18 protein-coding genes and 1 other RNA gene are annotated in these 19,744 nt (G+C 66.4%); 12 read left to right on the top strand and 7 right to left on the bottom strand.

Annotated features, from left to right (window positions below; all coding sequences use genetic code 11):
- Window positions 1–9 precede the first annotated feature (9 nt).
- Window positions 10–1,194, top strand: coding sequence for a 4-hydroxybenzoate 3-monooxygenase (gene pobA, locus AC1POX_RS20290; protein WP_057682088.1), 1,185 nt, complete (start codon window positions 10–12; stop codon window positions 1,192–1,194).
- A gap of 439 nt (window positions 1,195–1,633) precedes the next feature.
- The gene (locus AC1POX_RS20285) at window positions 1,634–2,146 is read left to right on the top strand and encodes a nuclear transport factor 2 family protein (RefSeq protein ID WP_057682087.1); all 513 of its coding nucleotides are present in this window, start codon (window positions 1,634–1,636) and stop codon (window positions 2,144–2,146) included.
- A 116-nt stretch (window positions 2,147–2,262) separates the two neighbouring features.
- Here AC1POX_RS20285 and glpK read toward each other — a convergent pair whose 3' ends face one another.
- The 6 genes from glpK to AC1POX_RS20255 all read right to left on the bottom strand — a co-directional run bounded on the left by glpK (window position 2,263) and on the right by AC1POX_RS20255 (window position 9,962).
- Entirely contained in the window at window positions 2,263–3,762 is a 1,500-nt protein-coding gene (glpK, locus tag AC1POX_RS20280; protein ID WP_031420778.1) for a glycerol kinase GlpK, read from the bottom strand.
- Between the two features lie 139 nt (window positions 3,763–3,901).
- The gene (locus AC1POX_RS20275) at window positions 3,902–4,723 is read right to left on the bottom strand and encodes an MIP/aquaporin family protein (RefSeq protein ID WP_008577967.1); all 822 of its coding nucleotides are present in this window, start codon (window positions 4,721–4,723) and stop codon (window positions 3,902–3,904) included.
- Between the two features lie 174 nt (window positions 4,724–4,897).
- The gene (gene glpD, locus AC1POX_RS20270) at window positions 4,898–6,412 is read right to left on the bottom strand and encodes a glycerol-3-phosphate dehydrogenase (RefSeq protein ID WP_218553248.1); all 1,515 of its coding nucleotides are present in this window, start codon (window positions 6,410–6,412) and stop codon (window positions 4,898–4,900) included.
- 223 nt (window positions 6,413–6,635) lie between these two features.
- Complete coding sequence (locus tag AC1POX_RS20265) at window positions 6,636–7,463, bottom strand: DeoR/GlpR family DNA-binding transcription regulator (RefSeq protein ID WP_014089105.1); 828 nt, start codon at window positions 7,461–7,463, stop codon at window positions 6,636–6,638.
- Between the two features lie 338 nt (window positions 7,464–7,801).
- Window positions 7,802–8,785 carry a PDR/VanB family oxidoreductase gene (locus AC1POX_RS20260; RefSeq protein ID WP_008577963.1) on the bottom strand — a complete coding sequence of 328 codons (984 nt, stop codon included), beginning with the start codon at window positions 8,783–8,785 and terminating at the stop codon, window positions 7,802–7,804.
- A gap of 100 nt (window positions 8,786–8,885) precedes the next feature.
- A complete protein-coding gene (locus tag AC1POX_RS20255; protein ID WP_218490877.1) occupies window positions 8,886–9,962 on the bottom strand; it encodes an aromatic ring-hydroxylating dioxygenase subunit alpha in 1,077 nt (358 codons plus the stop codon).
- Between the two features lie 251 nt (window positions 9,963–10,213).
- Between AC1POX_RS20255 and AC1POX_RS20250 the strand changes: the two genes are divergently transcribed.
- The 10 genes from AC1POX_RS20250 to AC1POX_RS20205 all read left to right on the top strand — a co-directional run bounded on the left by AC1POX_RS20250 (window position 10,214) and on the right by AC1POX_RS20205 (window position 18,633).
- The gene (locus AC1POX_RS20250; RefSeq protein ID WP_372356537.1) at window positions 10,214–11,077 is read left to right on the top strand and encodes a CoA transferase subunit A; all 864 of its coding nucleotides are present in this window, start codon (window positions 10,214–10,216) and stop codon (window positions 11,075–11,077) included.
- Window positions 11,074–11,862: a CoA-transferase subunit beta gene (locus AC1POX_RS20245; RefSeq protein ID WP_008577960.1), complete on the top strand. Its 789-nt coding sequence runs from the start codon at window positions 11,074–11,076 to the stop codon at window positions 11,860–11,862. Before AC1POX_RS20250 ends, AC1POX_RS20245 begins: the two co-directional genes overlap by 4 nt.
- On the top strand, window positions 11,859–13,067 hold the full coding sequence (pcaF, locus tag AC1POX_RS20240) for a 3-oxoadipyl-CoA thiolase (protein WP_071118618.1): 1,209 nt from the start codon (window positions 11,859–11,861) through the stop codon (window positions 13,065–13,067). The genes AC1POX_RS20245 and pcaF overlap by 4 nt, the downstream gene beginning before the upstream one ends.
- Window positions 13,068–13,145: 78 nt before the next feature.
- A complete protein-coding gene (pcaH, locus tag AC1POX_RS20235; protein WP_008577958.1) occupies window positions 13,146–13,880 on the top strand; it encodes a protocatechuate 3,4-dioxygenase subunit beta in 735 nt (244 codons plus the stop codon).
- A gap of 4 nt (window positions 13,881–13,884) precedes the next feature.
- A complete protein-coding gene (gene pcaG / locus AC1POX_RS20230) occupies window positions 13,885–14,448 on the top strand; it encodes a protocatechuate 3,4-dioxygenase subunit alpha (protein ID WP_014089111.1) in 564 nt (187 codons plus the stop codon).
- Between the two features lie 357 nt (window positions 14,449–14,805).
- Window positions 14,806–16,158: a 3-carboxy-cis,cis-muconate cycloisomerase gene (locus AC1POX_RS20225; protein WP_127172315.1), complete on the top strand. Its 1,353-nt coding sequence runs from the start codon at window positions 14,806–14,808 to the stop codon at window positions 16,156–16,158.
- 10 nt (window positions 16,159–16,168) lie between these two features.
- Window positions 16,169–16,951, top strand: a complete 783-nt coding sequence (pcaD, locus tag AC1POX_RS20220; RefSeq protein ID WP_029818393.1) for a 3-oxoadipate enol-lactonase — start codon at window positions 16,169–16,171, stop codon at window positions 16,949–16,951.
- A gap of 26 nt (window positions 16,952–16,977) precedes the next feature.
- Entirely contained in the window at window positions 16,978–17,391 is a 414-nt protein-coding gene (gene pcaC / locus AC1POX_RS20215; RefSeq protein WP_372356536.1) for a 4-carboxymuconolactone decarboxylase, read from the top strand.
- Between the two features lie 180 nt (window positions 17,392–17,571).
- Entirely contained in the window at window positions 17,572–18,498 is a 927-nt protein-coding gene (locus AC1POX_RS20210; RefSeq protein ID WP_372356535.1) for an alpha/beta hydrolase, read from the top strand.
- Window positions 18,499–18,558: 60 nt separating this feature from the next.
- Window positions 18,559–18,633, top strand: a non-coding RNA gene (locus AC1POX_RS20205) — sX9 sRNA.
- 228 nt (window positions 18,634–18,861) lie between these two features.
- Here AC1POX_RS20205 and AC1POX_RS20200 read toward each other — a convergent pair.
- The gene (locus tag AC1POX_RS20200) at window positions 18,862–19,722 is read right to left on the bottom strand and encodes an IclR family transcriptional regulator domain-containing protein (protein WP_372356534.1); all 861 of its coding nucleotides are present in this window, start codon (window positions 19,720–19,722) and stop codon (window positions 18,862–18,864) included.
- Between the last annotated feature and the right edge of the window lie 22 nt (window positions 19,723–19,744).

The following is a 19,744-nucleotide window of genomic DNA, read 5'->3' as shown; positions in this document are numbered from 1 at the left end:
GAGCAGTGCATGCGAACGCAGGTTGCGATCATCGGCGCCGGACCATCGGGCCTGTTGCTGGGCGAACTGTTGCGGCTCGCCGGCATCGATTGCGTCATCGTCGAGCGGCAGACGCCCCAGCATGTGCTGGCGCGCATCCGCGCCGGGGTATTGGAGCAGGGCAGTGTGGAACTGCTGCAGCGCGCCGGCGTCGGCGAGCGGTTGCAGCGCGAAGGCTTGCTGCATCACGGCTTCGAATTGTCCCTGGACGGTCAGCGCGAGCGTATCGATCTGCTGCGCGGCTGCGGCCGCGGCGTCACCGTTTATGGGCAGACCGAGGTCACCGCCGATCTGATGCATGCGCGCCAGCGCAGCGGGGCACCCACGCATTACAACGCGCAGGACGTGGCCCTGTGCGATGTGGAAGGCCCCACGCCTGCAGTGGAGTTCACGCAGGACGGCCAGCGCAGGCGTCTTGACTGCGATTACATCGTCGGCTGCGATGGGTATCACGGCGTCAGCCGTGCCAGCATCCCCGCCGAGCGGCTGCGCCTGTTCGAGCGCGTATACCCGTTCGGTTGGCTCGGGGTGCTGGCCGATACGCCACCCGTGCACGAAGAACTGGTCTACGCACGTCACCGGCGCGGGTTTGCACTATGTTCGATGCGCTCGCCCACCCGTACGCGCTATTACATCCAGGTGCCGGCCAGCGCGCAGGTGGAGGCCTGGAGCGATCAGGCGTTCTGGGACGAGTTGCGTGCACGGCTCCCGCCTGCGTTGGCGGCGCAACTGGTCACCGGCACATCGATCGAGAAGAGCATCGCACCGCTGCGCAGTTTCGTCGCCGAGCCGATGCAGTATGGCCGCTTGTTCCTGGCTGGCGATGCTGCACATATCGTGCCGCCCACCGGCGCCAAGGGCCTGAACTTGGCGCTTGGCGATGTCGGCTTGTTGGCGCAGCTGTTCGAGCGTTGGAAGACAAGCGGCGATGCCGGTGTGCTGGAACAGTATTCGACCTTGGCCTTGCAGCGTGTGTGGAAGGCCGAGCGGTTCTCGTGGTGGATGACCACCCTGTTGCACCGCTTCGATGACGAAGACGCATTCACTGCGCGGCTGCACGGAGCGGAGCTGGACTATCTGCTCGGTAGCGAGGCGGGCCGCGCGACGCTGGCGGAAAATTATGCAGGTCTCCCGTTGGCCGCGCTATCGGACTGATGGCGCATTCGTGATTGCGTAATAGCAGACGCCGCGGAGCGGATTTCTAGGTGGATATCCTGGCTCGATGTCGCCTTGGCTGCGCAAGTGCGATGCGTGCGCACAACAGCGCTTCCCCAAACCGGCTTGAATGATGCGCGTCAGCGCACATGCATTGCTTCCATTGCGGTCATCGCCTGCTCGACCGCCACACCCCGGGTCCATTCTGTACACGGTGCAGCAGCACGCTGGCGCTCACCACATGGTGATGTTTTCCTCACCAACGGTTGCACAAGTGCCCAGGTGCATGCTCAGGCGGCTAGCGGGCCGGTGAACGGCACCGTTAGGGTGGCGATGACGCGTTAATGCAGCTGTGCGCACGCGCGTCTTCCCCCGCTCAACGGACACGTTGCTGGCATCCCCGATGAGCGCACTGCCACTCTCCACCCAGGAGTACTCCATGAAGAAATTGCTCTCCCGTGCCTTGCTGCTGGTCATGCTCATCGCGCCATTGGCTGCGTTTGCGCAGACCGCGGTAACGGCCAATCCCGATCATCAGAAGATGCTGCTCGGCAGCACCTGGTATGAAACTGCAAACAAGCGGCTGGTCTACGACTTCTGGCGCACCGTGTTCGAAGCTGGCCAGGTGCAATACGCGCCGATGTACATGGACAAGAACTACATCCAGCACAATCCGAACGTGGCCAATGGGCGCGATGCGTTTATCGCCTTCCTGACTGCATTCGTGAAGCCGACGCCGGTGCAGCCGCGGGTGCGATTGCCCTTGGTCGCCATCACCGCCGATGGCGATCTGGTCACCCTGGTGTCGGTGCGCACCTTACCCAACCCCAATAAGCCCGGCACCACGTACACCACCACCTGGTTCGACATGTTCCGGATCGAGAAGGGCCTGATCAAGGAACATTGGGACCCGGACACCATCGCCGGACGTGCCAGCACCGGCGGCCAGTAACCACCGCTGCACACCAGGCTGCGTTGCGTGGCCCTGCGTGTGTCCTCGACGCTCGAAGATGAGCTCATCACAGCGCCCACCTCACGGTGGGCGCTGCCGTGTTGGCGGCCCCAGTGTCAGCTGATGCGAAATCCCATCGTCGCTTCCACTGCTTGCTGCCAGCCGGCGTAGAGCGCTTGGCGCTTGTCGTCGGCCATGGCCGGCTCGAAGCGACGATCCACGGCCCACTGTTTGGCGATTTCTTCGCGGCTGCCCCAGAATCCAGTTGCAAGCCCTGCCAGATACGCCGCACCCAGCGCAGTGGTTTCCGCAACTTCCGGGCGGAGTACCGGCACATTGAGAATGTCACTCTGGAACTGCGCCATGAAGTCGTTGGCGATGGCACCGCCGTCGGCACGCAGTTCTTTCAGCTCGATGCCGGAATCGCTTTGCATCGCGGTGAGCACGTCGCGGGTCTGGTAGGCCATCGATTCGACTGCTGCACGCACGAAGTGTTCCTTGGTGGTACCACGCGTCAGCCCGAACACCGCGCCGCGGATGTCGCTGCGCCAGTACGGCGCGCCCAGGCCGACGAAGGCCGGCACGATGTACACGCCATCGTTGTCGCCGGCACGCTCGGCATAGGCTTGCGAGTCGCTGGCCTTGCCCAGCATGCGCAAGCCATCGCGCAGCCACTGCACCACCGAGCCGGCAACGAAGATCGCGCCTTCCAGCGCGTATTCGACCTTGCCGTCAATGCCCCAGGCAATCGTGGTCAGCAAACCGGCCTTGGACGCCACCGCCTTGTCGCCGGTATTCATCAGCATGAAACAGCCGGTGCCATAGGTGTTTTTCGCCATGCCCGGTTCGAAGCAGGCCTGGCCGAACAACGCGGCCTGCTGGTCGCCGGCGATGCCGGCGATGGGCACCTGTTCGCCATAGAAGTACTGGGTCTGGGTCATGCCATAGACCTCGCTGGACGAACGCACGTCCGGCAGCATCTGCGCGGGCACGTCCAACATGGCCAGCAGTTCAGCATCCCACTCAAGCGTGTGGATGTTGAACATCATGGTGCGCGAGGCATTGGTGTAGTCGGTGACGTGCACCTTGCCGCCGGTGAGATTCCAGATCAGCCAACTGTCGATGGTGCCGAACGCCAGTTCGCCTTTCTGCGCGCGTTCGCGCGCGCCTTCGACGTGGTCGAGAATCCACTTGACCTTGGTCCCGGAAAAATACGCATCGATCAGCAGGCCGGTCTTCTCGCGCACCATCTGCTCATGCCCGGCCTCCTTGAGCTGGGTGCAGATGTCCTTGGTCTGCCGCGATTGCCACACGATGGCGTTGTAGATCGGCTGGCCGGTGGCCTTGTCCCACACCACCGCGGTCTCGCGCTGGTTGGTGATGCCGATCCCGGCGATCGCGCGCGCATCGATCTGCGCGTTGTTGAGCAGTTCGGTGATGGTGGTATAGACGCTGGTCATGATCTCGCGCGGGTTGTGTTCCACCCAACCCGGCTGCGGAAAGATCTGGCCGAATTCGCGCTGCGCCACGCCGGCCACCTTGCCCTGGCGGTCGAACAACATCGCGCGTGAGCTGGTGGTGCCTTGATCGATCGCAAGGACGTACTGCTTTTCCATCGAAGATTCCTCGAACAATGCCGGCATTGGCGCACGGCGAGAAAGGTCGGTGCAGGCGATGACGCCGCGTGGCCATCAGGGCTTGGCCACAGGTAACCTCACGCGTCGTCAGCGTGATTGTTGGCTTGGCGCAGCACCATCACAGTGGATCGAGCGGTTTGCTGCCGCCCTGCAGATGGCGCACCCGCGCCGGCAGGAATGGCAGGATCAGCCACTGATAGGCCAGCGCGCCGATCGGCCCGCCGATCAACGGGCCAACGATCGGGATCCACCAATAGTTGTCCTTGGCCGGCAACGCGGCCTCGCCCCAGCCGGCGAAATACGCGAACAGGCGCGGGCCGAAGTCGCGCGCCGGGTTCATCGCCCAGGCCTCCAGATAGCCCATCGACGCGCCCAGCGTGGCGACCAGCAAGCCGATCATCAACGCGCCGGAGTTGGCAGTGGGTGCGGCCTCGTTGAACTGCTCGGTGATGGCGAAGATGCCGAAGATCAGGAACGCCGTGATGATGATCTGGTCGACCAGTGCATGCATCGGCGTGACCGCCAGCCCCGGTGCGGTGAAGAACACCCCGGCTGCGCCGCCGGCTTCGCGGGTGAGCTGCTGCACCTGGTTGAAGTGATCGATCACCGGCCCGTACAACTGATAGACGATGGCCGCGCCCAGGAATGCGCCGACCACCTGCGCAAACCAGTAGGGCAATACCTTCTTCCAGGAAAAACCGCGGAATAGCGCCAGCGCCAGCGTGACCGCCGGATTGGCGTGCGTGCCGGACACCGAGCCGGTCACGTAGATCGCCAGTGTCACCGCCAGGCCCCAGGCGATACACACGCCCCAATAGGCGTTTTGATAAGGGCTGGGGTCGTACAGGATGTACATTGCCGCCACCGAATCGCCGAGCGCGATGATGATGAACATCGCGACCGCCTCGGAGATCAACTCACCTACGAGTTGCCGGCTCATGCGTGCATGCCCGCAAGGTCGAAGATGCAGAAAACAGCGTGCAGCGCGCTTGCTCGCGCGCAGCGGTGGTCGGTGATGCTCATCTGGGGTGCCCTCCACGTGACTTGGGTGACGCTGGCTGAAGCGCCGGAATACGTTGCCGGGCGACCCGTCCTCGCCGGCAACGCGGTGTGTTCAAGCAGAAACGGCATCGCGTTGCCGGATCGACTGCGTCTGCAGATAGTCTTCCAGGCGCTGCCGCCCGGCCGCATCGATCCGCAGGCCGAGCTTGCTGCGCCGCCACAGGATATCGTCGGCAGCCACCGCCCATTCGTGTTGACGCAGGTAATCCACCTCGGCCTGGTACAGGTCCGCACCGAAGTGCGTGCCCAGATCAGCCAGGCTCTGCGCATCGCCAAGCAGTTGTTCGGCGCAGGTGCCGTAGTTGCGCACCAGCCGCTGCGCAGTCGCCGCCGGCAGCCAGGGGCGCGCGCGGCCGACGCGTTCCAGCAGGCTGGCGATATCGCGCTGCTCGCCGCCTGGTAATGCCTCCCCACGTGCGGTCCACGCCGGCTTGCGTGCGCCCAGCGCGTGGGTGAGCCGGTCCACTGCCTCTTCGGCGAGCTTGCGATAGGTGGTCAGCTTGCCGCCGAACACGTTGAGCAATGGCGCACCCTCGGTGACCACTTCCAGCTGGTAGTCGCGGGTCACTTCGGCTGCGTTGTCTTCGGCGTCGTCCAGCAACGGGCGCACGCCGCTGTAATTCCACACCACATCGGCGGGGGAGATCTGCTGCTGGAAATACAGGTTCACCGCATCGCACAGGTACTGCACCTCGGCAGCATCGATCTTCGGCGCGGCGGGGTCGGCTTCGTAGTCCACGTCGGTGGTGCCGATCAAGGTGAAGTCGTGCTCGTAGGGGATGGCGAACACGATGCGCCGGTCCGGTTGCTGGAAGATGTAAGCATGGTCGTGATCGAACAGCTTGGGCACCACGATATGGCTGCCCTTGACCAGCCGCAATGCGTGTTCGTGCGGCACCGAGGCCACGGTGTCCAGGAACGCCACTGCCCAGGGGCCGGCCGCATTGGCGAGCGCGCGCGCCTGCACCGTGCGGCGGCGGCCCTCGCGGTCTTCGAGCTCGGCATACCAGAAGCCGGCATCGCGCCAGGCACCGACACAGCGCGTGCGCGTGTGGATCTTGGCGCCGCGCCTGGCGGCGTCCATCGCGTTGAGCACCACCAGCCGCGCGTCCTGCACCCAGGCGTCCGAATACACGAAGCCGGTGCGCAGCGATTCCTGCAGCGGCGCACCGACCGGGTGCGTCCGCAGCGACAGCCGCCGCGAGCGTGGCAGGCTGCGCTTGCTGCCGCCCAGATGGTCGTACAGGAACAGCCCGGCGCGGATCATCCATGCCGGGCGCAGGTGCGGTTGGTGGGGCAGCAGGAAGCGCAACGGCCAGATGATGTGCGGGGCCAGCCGCAGCAACACTTCGCGCTCGGCCAGTGCCTTGCCGACCAGCGCGAATTCGTACTGCTCCAGATAGCGCAGGCCGCCGTGAATGAGTTTGGTACTGGCGCTGCTGGTATGCGCGGCCAGGTCGTCCTGCTCGCACAGGCACACCGACAGACCGCGCCCGGCCGCATCACGGGCAATGCCGACCCCGTTGATGCCGCCGCCGATTACCAGAAGATCGTACATCTCGCCCATCGGTGCCTCCGTCCGGGCGCGCTGATGAGCGAACCCAAGTTGTCATGTTCGAACATATTCGAACATCGAACCTTGCGGGGGCGTGAAGATGGACAGCTTTAGTATCAGCAGTGACGTAAGCGCGAATCGGCTATGTAAGAGCGGATTAAGAGATGGCGTCCCTATCAGGCCCGATGGTCTTCGGCGGCTATCGCGTAAAAACGCTCAAAAACGAACATCGAACTCAGGCGGTTGCGTCCGCGTCCGCCAAGTGCACCCGGGTACCGGCCTCGGCCAGGACGCTTGCCAACTCCTGCGGCGGCGGCCGGTCGGTGAACCAGTCGTGCACCTGGGCGAGAGCGCCCAGCCGCACCATGGCGTTGCGACCGAACTTGCTGTGATCGGCGGCCAGCAGCACGTGCCGCGAGTGCTCGATGATGGCCTGCGCCACGCGCACTTCCTGGTAATCGAAATCCAGCAGGGTGCCGTCCAGATCGATACCGGAAATGCCGATCACCCCGAAGTCCACCTTGAACTGGCGGATCAGCTCCACCGTCGCCTCGCCGGTCACGCCTTGGTCGCGCCCGCGCACCACACCGCCGGCCACGATCACCTCGAAACTGGGGTTGGCGCTGAGCATCACCGCCACGTTGAGGTTGTTGGTGATCACGCGCAGCCCGCGGTGCTGCAGCAACGCGCGTGCGACTTCTTCGTTGGTGGTACCCAAGTTGATGAACAGCGAGGCATCGTCGGGAATGAAACGCGCCACACGTGCGGCGATGTGCTGCTTTTCGCGGGCCTGCAGCGCCTTGCGTGCGGTGTAGGCCAGATTCTCCACGCTGGAGGGCATGCTGACGCCGCCGTGATAGCGGCGCAGCACGCCGGCATCGCAGAGCAAGGTCAGATCGCGGCGGATGGTCTGCGGCGTCACCTCAAAGCGTGTGGCCAAACCTTCGACCTCGGCAAAGCCCTGCTGCCGCACCAGCGCCACCAATTGCTCCTGGCGCGGGTTCAACGCCGGCGCCGGGACCGTCCTGTAGTGAGTCGACTCCATGCGCAGATGATCGCGCATACGCGTGAGGATGCAAACACGGCGGGGTGCACGCTGAGCGCGATAGGGCTTGCCGGCGAACATCGGCCTGAAGCGGTGCACGCGTGGCGACATGCCGGACGCGCTGCGCTGAGGCTTCACGGCTCTGGACGCATACGATTACCCGGCAAGCTCGGCCAGGGCTCGTAAAATCGCCGCCTTCGGTGTGTGCGCGCTGAAGCGCCAACGAGAAGGTGGGCAGCAACGCGTGGACACGCAGTGGGTCGTGCCGATGAAACGCGGGCGCCGCAAACGCGTTGCTCGCTGAAGCCGGTATCGACCGCAACCGCCGGACGATGCGCAGCCGGCCGGATGCCGGCTCAGCCCAGCTCGCTGCGATAGCCGGTGTCGATGCTGATGCTGCCGCCCACCGCACGCGACACGCAGGCACAGAGCTTGCGATTCTCCCGGCGCTGCTCGTCGCTGAAGAACACGTCGCGGTGATCGATATCGGCGGAGCTGTCCAGCACGTCCACTGCACACAAACCGCATTCGCCACGGCGGCACTCGGCGATCAGCTCCACCCCGGCGTCGGCCAGTGCGTCCAGCATCGATTCGTTTTCAGCGACCGGCACTTCCAGGCCCAGCCCCGGCAATTTCACCACGAACGCCTGCGCCGGCACCCGCCCGCTATTGCCGAAGGTTTCGAAGTGCAGGCGCGCGCGTGGCCGTCCGGCGGCGTGCCAGTGCTGGCGTACCGCTTCGAGCATGCCCAGCGGCCCGCACACATACACCTCGGCATTGGGCGACAGGCGCGCCAGTTCGGCAGCCAGATCCGGCGGGCCGGCGCTGTCGTCGCATTGCAGTTGCAAACGTTCGCCTAGCAGTGCTTCCAGCGTGTCGACATACGCCATTGCGCTGCGCGAGCGGCCGGCGTACAGCAGACGGAACGCGCGGTGGCCACGCGCCAGCCGCTGCGCCATGCCGACGATCGGGGTGATGCCGATACCGCCGGCAATCAGCAGGATTTCCTCGCCGCTTTCATCCAGCGCGAAGTTGTTGCTGGGCGGCGACATCTCCACCACATCGCCCGGGGCAAGCGTCCACATATGCAGCGAGCCGCCACGGCTGTCGGGCATTTGCCGCACTGCGATCTGGTAGTACCCGTCGGCACGCGGTTCGCCCACCAGCGAATACGAGCGCACATCGTCGCGACCATGCAGCTGCACACGAAAATCCACATGGCTGCCCACCTCGAAGCTGCGCGCAGCGGTGCCGGGATCGAGCACGATTTCGCGCACGCCCGGGCAGGCGTCGGCAATGCTGACGACGCGGGCGCGATGCCACTGGGTGTCTTTACGCATGAAGGGCTCCAGGCAATGAGGTCTGCCGGCCGGCGCCGGCTGTGATGGCGCCGCAATGCGGCGCTGTGAGCGATGACATGGCTGGCCGCATGCGAAGTGCTCAGCCCACCATGCGCAGCGACAGATCCTGCGCGCGTTGTTCCTGCGCGATCAGGCGGTCGATCACGCGTCGCGCCCACATCCCGCCGGCATCGACGTTGAGGTTGTAGAAGGTGTGATCCGGATGCGCATCGATGGCGCGTTGCTGCGCTTCCAGCACTGCTTCGTCTTCGCCGAACACGCCTGTCACGCCGTCGCGGGTGAGCGTGGTCAGCGACTGGTCGTGCAGCGCGTAGTTGCGCATGAATGCCCAGAAGTAATGACAGGTGGTGTCGGTTTCGGGCGTGATGGTGTTGAGCACATAGCCGTTGACGCCCTGGCTGCGATCGCCCTCTGGCGCACCGGTGCCGGCAATGGCCACGCCCACATCGATGGCAATGGTGGAGGGCGCCTCGAAACGGATGATCTGCCAGCGATCGACCTTGCCGCGATAGTCCAGATGGCGGGCGATCTGGCTGGCCCAGAACGGTGGCGGGTCGATATTGCGCATCCAGCGCGACACGACAACGCTGCGATCGCCATGCACCACATCGAACGGCGCTTCGGCCACTTCGTCCTGGCCGATGCTGGAGCCGTGCACGAAGGTCTCGTGGGTCAGGTCCATCAGGTTGTCCAGCACCAGCCGATAGTCGCACTTGGCATGGATGGTGCGGCCATCGCCGGCCCAGGCCGGATCATGCGACCAGTGCAGGTCGGGAATCAGGCGCGTATCGGCCTTGGCCGGGTCGCCCGGCCAGATCCATACGTAGCGGTGTTTTTCGGCCACCGGAAAGCTGCGCACGCAGGCCGAGGGATTGATGGTGTCCTGCGAGGGCATGTGCACGCAGCGCCCCTGCGTGTTGTAGACCAGCCCGTGATAGCCGCAGACCACGTCGTCGCCGCGCAGCTTGCCCATCGACAAGGGCACCAGCCGATGCCAGCACGCGTCTTCGAGCGCGACGACCGTACCGGCGGTGGTGCGGTAGACCACCACATCCAGGTTGCAGAGCTTGCGCGGGCTGAGCACGTGCTTGATCTCATGGTCCCAGGCAACGGCGTACCACGCATTGAGGGGAAACAGCGGCTTGGACTGGGACATGACCGTGACTCCTGGGTGTGTAGGCAACCTGGATGCGACGCGGCGTGCGCCGGCCTGCAGCTAGTTGGCGCGCATCGCAACGCTGGCGTCTGCTTGTGAGCGAAGTTATGTATACACCGGAGACAATGTGGGCGCGTCACGGGGTTGCCGAAATTGTGCGAATATCGATTTGAATCACCGATTATCGGATTGACCGCCCTGCCGGCTGCGCCTACCGTGAGCCCACGCTCGCTGTGCTGGAAGGGAACGCAATGGCCGAAATCGTCGCTCTCGCGGAAGCGGTGTCGCAGCTGATCGCCGATGGCGATTGCGTGGCGATGGAAGGCTTCACCCATCTGATTCCGCATGCGGCCGGGCACGAGGTGATCCGCCAGCACAAGCGCGCGCTGCGGCTGGTGCGCATGACCCCCGACCTGATCTACGACCAGCTGATCGGCGCCGGTTGCGCGGCAGCGCTGCGGTTTTCCTGGGGCGGCAATCCCGGCGTCGGCTCGTTGCACCGGCTGCGCGATGCAGTGGAACACGCCTGGCCGCAGCCGCTGCAGATTCGCGAACACAGCCACGCCGATATGGCCAATGCCTATGTGGCCGGTGCGTCGGGGCTGCCGTTTGCAGTGCTGCGCGGGTATGTCGGTTCGGATCTGCCGCGCGTCAACGACAGCATCAAGTTCCTGCAGTGCCCGTATACCGGCCAAACGCTGGCCACCTCGCCGGCCGTCAACCCCGATGTCACGGTGATCCACGCCCAGCGGGCCGACCGCCGCGGCAACGTGTTGCTCTGGGGCATTCTGGGCGTGCAGAAGGAAGCGGTGCTGGCAGCGCGCAAGGTGATCGTGACGGTGGAAGAGATCGTCGACAGCCTGGACGCGCCGCCCAATGCCTGCATCCTGCCGCGTTGGGTTGTCGATGCGGTCTGCGTTGTCCCTGGTGGCGCGGCGCCCTCGTATGCGCATGGCTACTACGCGCGCGACAATCGGTTCTATCTGGCCTGGGATACGATCGCGCGCGACCGTGCGAAGTTCCATGCCTGGATCCAGACGCATATTCTCGACACCGACGATTTCGCCGGTTTTCAGCGCGTGTATGCACAGTCCCAGCAGCAGGTGGCCGCATGAGCGCCTACAGCACCAACGAGATGATGACGGTGGCTGCCGCGCGCCGCCTGCCCGATGGCGCAGTGTGTTTTGTCGGTATCGGCTTGCCGTCCACTGCCGCCAACCTGGCTCGGCTGACGCATGCACCGGACGTCACCTTGATTTACGAATCCGGCCCGATCGGTGCGCGCCCGCAGGTGTTGCCACTCTCGATCGGCGACGGCGAGCTGGCCGAAACCGCCGACACCGTGGTCTCCACGCCGGAGATCTTCCGCTACTGGCTGCAGGGCGGGCGCGTGGATGTGGGCTTTCTGGGGGCGGCGCAGATCGATCGGTACGCCAACCTCAACACCACCGTGATTGGCTCCTACGCTGCGCCGAAAACGCGCCTGCCCGGCGCCGGTGGCGCGCCGGAAATTGCCGCCAGCGCCAAGCAGGTGTTCATCATCATGCGCCAATCCGAACGCAGCTTCGTGTCGCGGTTGGACTTCATCACCACGGTCGGGCATCTGGACGGTGGCGATGCGCGCGCGCGCGCCGGCCTCCCCGGCGCCGGCCCGACCGTGGTCGTCACCGACCTGTGCGTGATGGAACCCGACCCCGTGACCCGCGAACTCACCGTGACCTCGCTGCATCCCGGCGCCACGCGCGAGCAGGTCAGCGCGGCGACCGGGTGGCCGATCCGGTTCGCCGCCGACCTTGCACAAACCACGCCGCCCAGTACCGCCGAGCTGGATGCCTTGCGCGCGCTGCAGGCACGCACCGATGCAGCGCATGGTGTGCAGGCAATGGGAGCCCAGGCATGAGTGAGGTGTACCTGATCGATGGCATCCGCACGCCGATCGGCCGTTACGGTGGCGCCTTGTCCAGCGTGCGCGCCGACGATCTGGGCGCAGTGCCCATCGCCGCATTGCTGGCGCGGCAGTCGCAGCTGGAGCCGGCCGCAATCGACGATGTGTACCTGGGCTGCGCCAACCAGGCCGGCGAAGACAATCGCAATGTCGCGCGTATGAGTCTGTTGCTGGCCGGCCTGCCGTCTTCGGTGCCGGGCAGCACGCTCAATCGCCTGTGCGGCTCGGGCCTGGACGCGATCGGCACGGTAGCGCGCGGCATCCGTGCCGGCGAACTGGATCTTGCCATTGCCGGCGGCGTCGAATCGATGTCGCGCGCGCCGTGGGTGATGGGCAAGGCCGACAGCGCCTTCGCCCGCACCCAGCAGCTGGAAGACACCACCATGGGCTGGCGCTTCATCAATCCGCGCCTGCAGGCGGTCTATGGCACCGAACTGATGGGTGAAACGGCGGAAAACGTGGCGCAGCGGTACGCCATCGCGCGCGAAGACCAGGATGCGTTCGCACTGCGCAGCCAGCAACGCGTGGCGGCGGCGCTGGCAGCCGGTTTCTTCGATGCGGAAATCACCCCGGTGGCCGTGGCAGCACGCAAGGGCGGCGATGCCTCCACGGTCGAACACGATGAAGCGCCGCGGCCCACCACCACGGCCGAGATGCTGGCCAAGCTCAAACCGGTGTTTCGCCAGCCCGGCACCGTGACAGCCGGCAATGCCTCCGGTCTCAACGATGGCGCCGCTGCCTTGCTGCTGGCCTCGGCGCAGGCGGTACAGGCGCATCGGTTGACGCCGCGCGCGCGGGTGCTGGGGTTTGCATCGGCAGGTGTGGAGCCGGCATACATGGGCATCGGCCCGGTGCCGGCCACGCAGCGCCTGCTGGCGCGCTTGCACCTGCGCATCGCGCAGTTCGATGCGATCGAACTCAATGAAGCCTTCGCTGCGCAGGCGCTGGCCTGCACGCGCGCATTGGGCCTGGCCGACGATGCCGCACACGTCAATGCCAACGGTGGCGCCATTGCGCTCGGGCATCCGCTCGGCATGAGCGGCGCGCGGCTGGCGCTGACCTTGCTGCGGCAGCTGGAGGCGGGCAACGGGCGACTCGGGCTGGCCAGCATGTGCATCGGAGTGGGGCAGGGCGTGGCGTTGGCGATCGAGCGCCTGTGAACCGGCTGTTGCAACCTCCCTCGTCCTTCCCTTGCACCCATGTCGTTCTGGTCGTCTTGTTGCCGACGGAGATTCAAGATGCGCGATCCCACCGCTGACCAACCTGCCATCGCCGACCCGCTGCTCGGCTACCGCCGCAGCCGGCCCGGTACGCAGCCGGCCTACCTGCATCCGGCATACGCTTCCACCACATTGCGAGGGCCTACGCGTGATCCGATCGACCTGCCGGTCACGCTGTCGGAAGTCACCGGCCCGCGCCTGGATCGGCTCACGCTGGGCGCGCACGCGGCCGATCTCACTGCAGGGTTCAGTGGCGCGCCGCTGGGCGAGCGCATCATCGTCTCCGGCCGCGTGCTCGACGAAAACGGCAGGCCGGTCCGTAACAGCGTGGTGGAAGTGTGGCAATGCAACGCGGCTGGTCGCTACCAGCACGCTGGCGATCGGCACGATGCACCGCTGGACCCCAACTTCCGCGGCACCGGCCAGGTGCTGACCGATGAACACGGCCGCTACAGTTTCAAGACCATCAAGCCGGGCGCGTATCCGTGGCGCAATCACTACAACGCCTGGCGGCCTGCGCACATCCATTTTTCGTTGCACGGCGATGGCATCGGGCAGCGGCTGGTCACCCAGATGTATTTCCCCGGCGACCCGCTGCTGGCGCACGACCCCATCTTCAACTGTGTCGACGATGCGCTGGCGCGCGAACGCATGGTGTCCAGTTTCGACTGGGAAAACGCCGTCAGCGAGTACGCGTTGGCCTACCGCTTCGACATCGTCTTGCGCGGTCGCAAGCAAACGGTCTGGGAGTGACACGATGAGCCTGCATGCAACGCCGTCGCAGACCGTCGGCCCGTATTACCGGCTGGGATTGGAGCCGCTGTATCGCCAACAGATCGCACCTGCGCAGGCCGCGGGCACGCATGTGCAGATCAGCGGTTGCATCTTCGATGGCGCCGGCGCGCCAGTGGCCGATGCGGTGCTGGAAGTGTGGCAAGCCGATGCTGCGGGCATCTATGCGCATGTGGCCGACGGTCGCTGCGAGGCCCACGACCCCAGCTTCGACGGCTGGGGCCGCGTGCCCACCGATGCCAACGGGCGTTTTACCTTCAGCACCATCAAGCCGGGCAGGGTGGCGGGCCCGGACGGCAAGCAGCAGGCGGCGCATCTGACGGTGCTGGTCTTCATGCGCGGCCTCTTGCGCGGGGTGTCGACGCGGCTGTATTTCGCCGACGACCCACAGCTGGGCAGCGACCCGATCCTGGCGCTGGTGCCGGCCGAGCGGCGCGCCACCTTGCTGGCCCAGCCGCATCCAGGCGGTGCGTACACGTGGGACATCCACATGCAGGGCGACGCGGAAACGGTGTTCTTCCGCTATTGATCCGCATGCCGATGTTGAAACGCCGTATGCGTAAAGGGACAGCGCTGCATCCTGCCGGCACGCGGCCACGTCCACAGGGCCACAGGCGCAGCTGCACGAGCGCCTGCTGCCGAAACATCGCCAGGGTATCTCCGGCAACAAGCAGTGCGCCGTGACGCCTCACGCACATGCATCCGGGGCAGCGCGCATCGTGGCAGGCAGGCGCACACGTGCACTCGCGTGCACGCAGCGCAAGCACGCATGGCCTCATCCACATCATCCCGGCAGTGCCAGGCGCGCCCGATGCATTGCCCTTTGGTCTAGTTGGCACCTTGGTACATCGGTGCGATGCTGCCGGCTCGCCTAGAGATGCAATGCATGAGTGCGACATCTTCGTTGTTGGGATCCTTGTTCGGCGAGCCTGCGTGCGAGGCCTTGTTCGACGATGCCGCGCGCGTGCAGGCGATGCTGCAGTTCGAATCGGCGCTGGCGCGCGCCCAGGCGCAGTGCGGGGTGATTCCCGCCGAGGCCGCGCAGGCCATTGCCGCTGCCTGCGATGTGCAGCACTACGATCTGGCCGCGTTGGCGCAGGCCACGGCGCTGGCCGGCAATCCCGCCATTCCGCTGGTCAAGGCGCTGACCGCGCAGGTGGCCGCGCACGACAACGCCGCCGCGCGCTGGGTGCACTGGGGTGCCACCAGCCAGGACGTCATCGATACCGGCATGGTGCTGCAGTTGCGCGCCGCACTGGATCTGCTGCTGCCGCGTCTGCACGCCCTGTGCGCCGATCTGGCGGTGCTGGCCGAACGCGAGCGCAACACCGGCCTGCCCGGTCGCACCCTGCTGCAGCAGGCCGTGCCGGTCACCTTCGGGCTAAAGGTCGCCGGTTGGCTGGACGCCCTGCAGCGTGCGCAGCGGCGCCTGCACGCCTTGCGGCACGATGCCTTGGTGCTGCAGTTCGGCGGCGCGGCCGGCACCCTGGCCTCGTTGCAGGGCCGTGGCCTGGAAGTGGCGCAGGCGCTGGCGAGCGCCCTGGCGTTGCCGCTGCCCGCGCTGCCCTGGCATACCGCGCGCGACCGCATCGTCGAGGTCGGCTGCGCCTTCGGTCTGCTGGCCGGCACGCTGGGCAAGATCGGCGGAGATGTGGTGTTGCTGATGCAAACGGAGGTGGGCGAAGCGTTCGAGCCGGCCGCCGCCGGCAGAGGTGGCTCCTCGGCGATGCCGCACAAGCGCAATCCGGTCTCCAGCGTGGCAGCCGTGGCTGCGGCCACCCGCGTACCGGGCCTGGTCGCCACCTTGTTCAGCGCCATGGCGCAGCCGCACGAGCGCGCAGCCGGGCAATGGCATGCCGAGTGGGACACCTTGCCGCAGATCGTCTGCCTCACCGCCGGCAGCCTGGCGCAGATGCAGCTGTGCCTGTCGGGTCTGGAACTGGATCGCCCACGCATGCAGGCGCATCTGGACAGCCACGGCGGGCTGCTCTACGCCGAGGCGGCCGTGTTCGCGCTTGCGCCACACCTGGGCAAGCCGCAGGCGCACGCCCTGGTGGAACAGGCCGCGCTGCGCGCGCAGGCGCAGCAACGGCATTTGCGCGAGGTGCTTGGCGAGCACGCGCAGGTGAGCGCGGTGCTCACGCACGCGCAACTGCAGGCAGTGTTCGATAGCGCAAGTTGGCGCGGCATGTCCTCGGTGTGGATCGACCGCGTGCTGGCTGGATCTTCTTCCTGTTGACGGTGCCTCGATGGCTTATCTCCAGTTGCCCACGCATCGCCTGCACTACCGCCTGGACGGCACCGAAGGACGCCCCTGGCTGACTTTCTGCAATTCGCTGGGCACCGATCTGCACATGTGGGACGTGCAGCTCGAAGCCTTCGCTCCGCACTACCGCATCCTGCGCTACGACCGCCGCGGCCATGGGTATTCGGAGACGCCGCCCGGCCCGTACAGCGTCGCCGACCTGGGTCAGGACGTGCTGGCACTGTGGGACGCCCTGGAGATCGCGCAAAGCGATTTCTGCGGCCTGTCGATCGGCGGGCTCACCGGCCAGTGGCTGGGCCTGCATGCACCGCAGCGCTTGCGCCGGCTGGTGGTGTGCGCCACCGCGCAGAAGATCGGCAGTGCGGCCACCTGGGAAACCCGCATCGAACAGGTGCGCAGCGAAGGCCTTCCGACGCTGATCGATGCCACGCTGCAGCGCTGGTTTACCCCCGAATTTGCCATCAGCCATGCGCAGCGCCTGGACATGATCGCTGCTGCCTTCGTGTCCACTTCGCCTGCCGGCTACATCGCCTGCTGCCAGGCGGTGGCCGATGCGGACTTCCGCGGCGCATTGGACGGGCTGAGCCTGCCGCTGCTGGCGCTGGCCGGCGACGACGACCCGGTGTGCCCGCCGCCTGACCTGCGCGAGATCGCCTATGCCGCGCCGGACGGGCATTACGCCCAGGTGCCTGGCCGCCACATCTGCAACCTGGAATCGCCGGCCGCGTTCAACCAGGCGGTACTCGGCTTTCTTCAGGGCCAGTGAGCTTTCCCACCTTGCAAGGACACCCCATGCACGAAGACGAACGTTATCAAGCCGGCATGCGCGAACGCCGACGCGTCCTTGGCGATGCGCACGTCGACCGTGCGCTGGCCGGGCGTAGCGAATTCACCGAAGAATTTCAGGACCTGATCACCCGCTACGCCTGGGGCAGCATCTGGACCCGCGACGGCCTGCCGGCCCACACCCGTTCGCTGATCACCCTGTCGATGATGATCGCGCTAGGCCACGACGAAGAATTCAAGCTGCACGTGCGTGCGGCGCGCAACAACGGCGTCACGCCTGCGCAGATCAAGGAAGTGCTGCTGCAGGCGGCGATCTACTGCGGCGTGCCGGCCGCCAACCACGCGTTCGTGCTGGCCAGGCCGATCCTGGAAGAACAGGCGGCAGACGCTGGCGCAGCATCGGCGGTGCAACCGCGGTAAGAGTGGTCTCCGGGCGGCGGGCAAACCGACTGCGCTCAGCGCCCGGCGCGCGTGGTCGGTACCCGGTGCGGCGGGGACCACTCGTACACTGCGGTGCCTGGCGCGCCGTCCAGAATCGCCTGCCGACTGCGCGCACACGCGTGTTGGTCGCGCTCAACCCACCGCAACCGGAGACATTGCATGCTGCATCGATTGGTCTGCCTGCTGGTGGTGTCATTGGCAACCGCGGCGCTGCACGCACAACCGCAGCCCGGCCCCGGCACCGTGTTGGCGCAGGTGCGTACCGACGATGGCCAGACGCTGGCCGTGTGGTCGCGCGTGCCCGCGCAGCCACGTGGCACGATCGTGCTGGTGCACGGCCGCACCTGGAGCGCATTGCCCAACTTCGATTTGCAGGTGCCTGGCGAGCCGCGTGACGCGCGCTCTGTCCTTGCAGCGCTCGCGCAAGCCGGGTTTGCCGCGTATGCGGTGGATCTGCGCGGCTACGGTGGCAGCCCACGCGACCGCACGGGCTGGAATACGCCCGCCCGTGCAGTGGCCGATGTCCGCAATGTGCTGGCCTGGGTCGCGCAGACCCATCCCGGCCTGCCGCCCCCGGCATTGCTGGGCTATTCCAACGGCGCGCGGGTGGCGTTGCTGCTCGCGCAGCAGCAACCGCAGGCGATGTCTGCCCTGGTGTTGTTTGGCTTCCCCGATGACGTGGATGCAGCGCCTGCGCCGGCGGTTCCGGCAGATCGGCCCTTGGGCGCACCCACCACGGCCGCTGCGGCCGGTGAGGACTTCATCACCGCCAATGCGGCACCACCGGGTGTGCGTGCGGCTTACGTCGCCCAGGCGCTGGCAGCGGACCCGGTGCGCACCGACTGGCGCGCCATGGAGCAGTTCGCCTTCCACCCCGAGCAAGTCGCGACGGTGCCGGTCTTGCTGTTGCGCGGCGTCGACGACCCGATCGCCACCCAGGCAGACAACGCGCATCTCTACGCACGCCTGCGCAGCGAAGATCGCAGCTGGGTGACCCTACCGCACGCCGACCACGTGGCCCAGGTCGAAGACAGCCACGCGGCGTGGGTGGACGCGCTGGTGAGCTTTCTGCGCCGGCCGCGCTAGGAGCCGTCAACAAAAGACTGCCCGGCCGTCAGGCGGGCGTGGCCGGTGCCCGGTGCGTCATTGCAACCTCGTGCATTGCGGTTCCTATGCGTCATCCGCACCCATCTGCCGACTGCTCGCTATGTCTTGTTTGCCGCTCTGAGTCGGGACGCGTGCAACAGCAAGTGGCGATCAATCCGAACAGGCCTGGCCTGGCGCTTTGCGATGTGCCGCCTCGCATGCACGTCGGGCACGCGCGCAATGCGTGGACACGATTGCTTTTGACCTCTGCCAGCCACCACCACTGCGCCACTAGCGCTTATGCAGCACAGCGGCAGGTCAGATGCATCGCGGGCGACGCCCGCGCCAACGCAAGGTGCTGCACTAACTCAGCAAGGTTCCCAGCCGCTGCGCCGCCTGCTTCAGCGGTTCCAGCAACTGCGTTTGCATCGTCTGCAGGCTCACCCGCCCGGCCTGGGCGCCAATGTTGAGCGCGGCGATCACCTCGCCGCGCAGGTTGCGCACCGGCACGGCGATCGAGCGCAGGCCGATTTCCAGTTCCTGATCGGTCAGGCACATGCCTTCGCGGCGCGTGCGCGCCAGCACCTCCAGCAGCGCCGAGGCCTGGGTCACCGTACGGTCGGTCCGCGGACGCAAGGTGGTGCGTTCCAGATACGCCTGCAAGGTGTCGCCGGGCAGGGCGGCCAGCAACACCCGCCCCATCGAGGTGCAGTAGGCCGGCAGCCGCGTCCCCGGGCGCAGCCCGATCGACATGATGCGCACCGTTTCCGAGCGCGCCACGTACAGCAGATCGTCGCCATCCAGCACGCCCAGCGAACACGATTCGAGCAGTTGGTCGCGCAGCCCGTCCAGGACCGGCTGTGCGGCCGCGGTCATCGATGAAGACGCCGCGTACGCGCCGCCGATGCCCAGCACGCGCGGCAGCAACACGTAGCCACGTCCTTGCTCGCCCACATAGCCCAGCTTGGCCAGCGTATGCAGCACGCGCCGGACGGCTGCGCGCGAGATGCCGGTTTCCAGGCTGATCTGCGACATCGTCACTTCGCGCGCATGCTGTGCGAACACGCTCAGCACCACCAGCCCGCGCCCCAGCGAGGTCATGAAGTCCGGATCGCCCTGGGCGGCGGCGATCTGCTGCATCAGCTCATGCGGCAGGCCGCGATCGCTGCCGGCCGCAACCACGGCGGCGGGACGTTTGCGGCGGCTGGAGGCGGGCTCGGGCATAGGAGTGCGGCAGCGGACAGGT

The organism is Xanthomonas sp. NCPPB 3442, from assembly GCF_056725145.1.
The sequence above is the reverse complement of the archived record's forward strand: the minus strand, read 5'-3'. Positions and strand labels throughout refer to the sequence as shown.

Excerpts from the sequence above, each read along its gene's own strand:
- pobA (WP_057682088.1), top strand. The coding sequence starts at position 10 with ATGCGAACGCAGGTTGCGATCATCGGCGCCGGACCATCGGGCCTGTTG.
- AC1POX_RS20285 (WP_057682087.1), top strand. The coding sequence starts at position 1,634 with ATGAAGAAATTGCTCTCCCGTGCCTTGCTGCTGGTCATGCTCATCGCG.
- glpK (WP_031420778.1), bottom strand. The coding sequence starts at position 3,762 with ATGGAAAAGCAGTACGTCCTTGCGATCGATCAAGGCACCACCAGCTCA.
- AC1POX_RS20275 (WP_008577967.1), bottom strand. The coding sequence starts at position 4,723 with ATGAGCCGGCAACTCGTAGGTGAGTTGATCTCCGAGGCGGTCGCGATG.
- glpD (WP_218553248.1), bottom strand. The coding sequence starts at position 6,412 with ATGGGCGAGATGTACGATCTTCTGGTAATCGGCGGCGGCATCAACGGG.
- AC1POX_RS20265 (WP_014089105.1), bottom strand. The coding sequence starts at position 7,463 with ATGCGCGATCATCTGCGCATGGAGTCGACTCACTACAGGACGGTCCCG.
- AC1POX_RS20260 (WP_008577963.1), bottom strand. The coding sequence starts at position 8,785 with ATGCGTAAAGACACCCAGTGGCATCGCGCCCGCGTCGTCAGCATTGCC.
- AC1POX_RS20255 (WP_218490877.1), bottom strand. The coding sequence starts at position 9,962 with ATGTCCCAGTCCAAGCCGCTGTTTCCCCTCAATGCGTGGTACGCCGTT.
- AC1POX_RS20250 (WP_372356537.1), top strand. The coding sequence starts at position 10,214 with ATGGCCGAAATCGTCGCTCTCGCGGAAGCGGTGTCGCAGCTGATCGCC.
- AC1POX_RS20245 (WP_008577960.1), top strand. The coding sequence starts at position 11,074 with ATGAGCGCCTACAGCACCAACGAGATGATGACGGTGGCTGCCGCGCGC.
- pcaF (WP_071118618.1), top strand. The coding sequence starts at position 11,859 with ATGAGTGAGGTGTACCTGATCGATGGCATCCGCACGCCGATCGGCCGT.
- pcaH (WP_008577958.1), top strand. The coding sequence starts at position 13,146 with ATGCGCGATCCCACCGCTGACCAACCTGCCATCGCCGACCCGCTGCTC.
- pcaG (WP_014089111.1), top strand. The coding sequence starts at position 13,885 with ATGAGCCTGCATGCAACGCCGTCGCAGACCGTCGGCCCGTATTACCGG.
- AC1POX_RS20225 (WP_127172315.1), top strand. The coding sequence starts at position 14,806 with ATGAGTGCGACATCTTCGTTGTTGGGATCCTTGTTCGGCGAGCCTGCG.
- pcaD (WP_029818393.1), top strand. The coding sequence starts at position 16,169 with ATGGCTTATCTCCAGTTGCCCACGCATCGCCTGCACTACCGCCTGGAC.
- pcaC (WP_372356536.1), top strand. The coding sequence starts at position 16,978 with ATGCACGAAGACGAACGTTATCAAGCCGGCATGCGCGAACGCCGACGC.
- AC1POX_RS20210 (WP_372356535.1), top strand. The coding sequence starts at position 17,572 with ATGCTGCATCGATTGGTCTGCCTGCTGGTGGTGTCATTGGCAACCGCG.
- AC1POX_RS20200 (WP_372356534.1), bottom strand. The coding sequence starts at position 19,722 with ATGCCCGAGCCCGCCTCCAGCCGCCGCAAACGTCCCGCCGCCGTGGTT.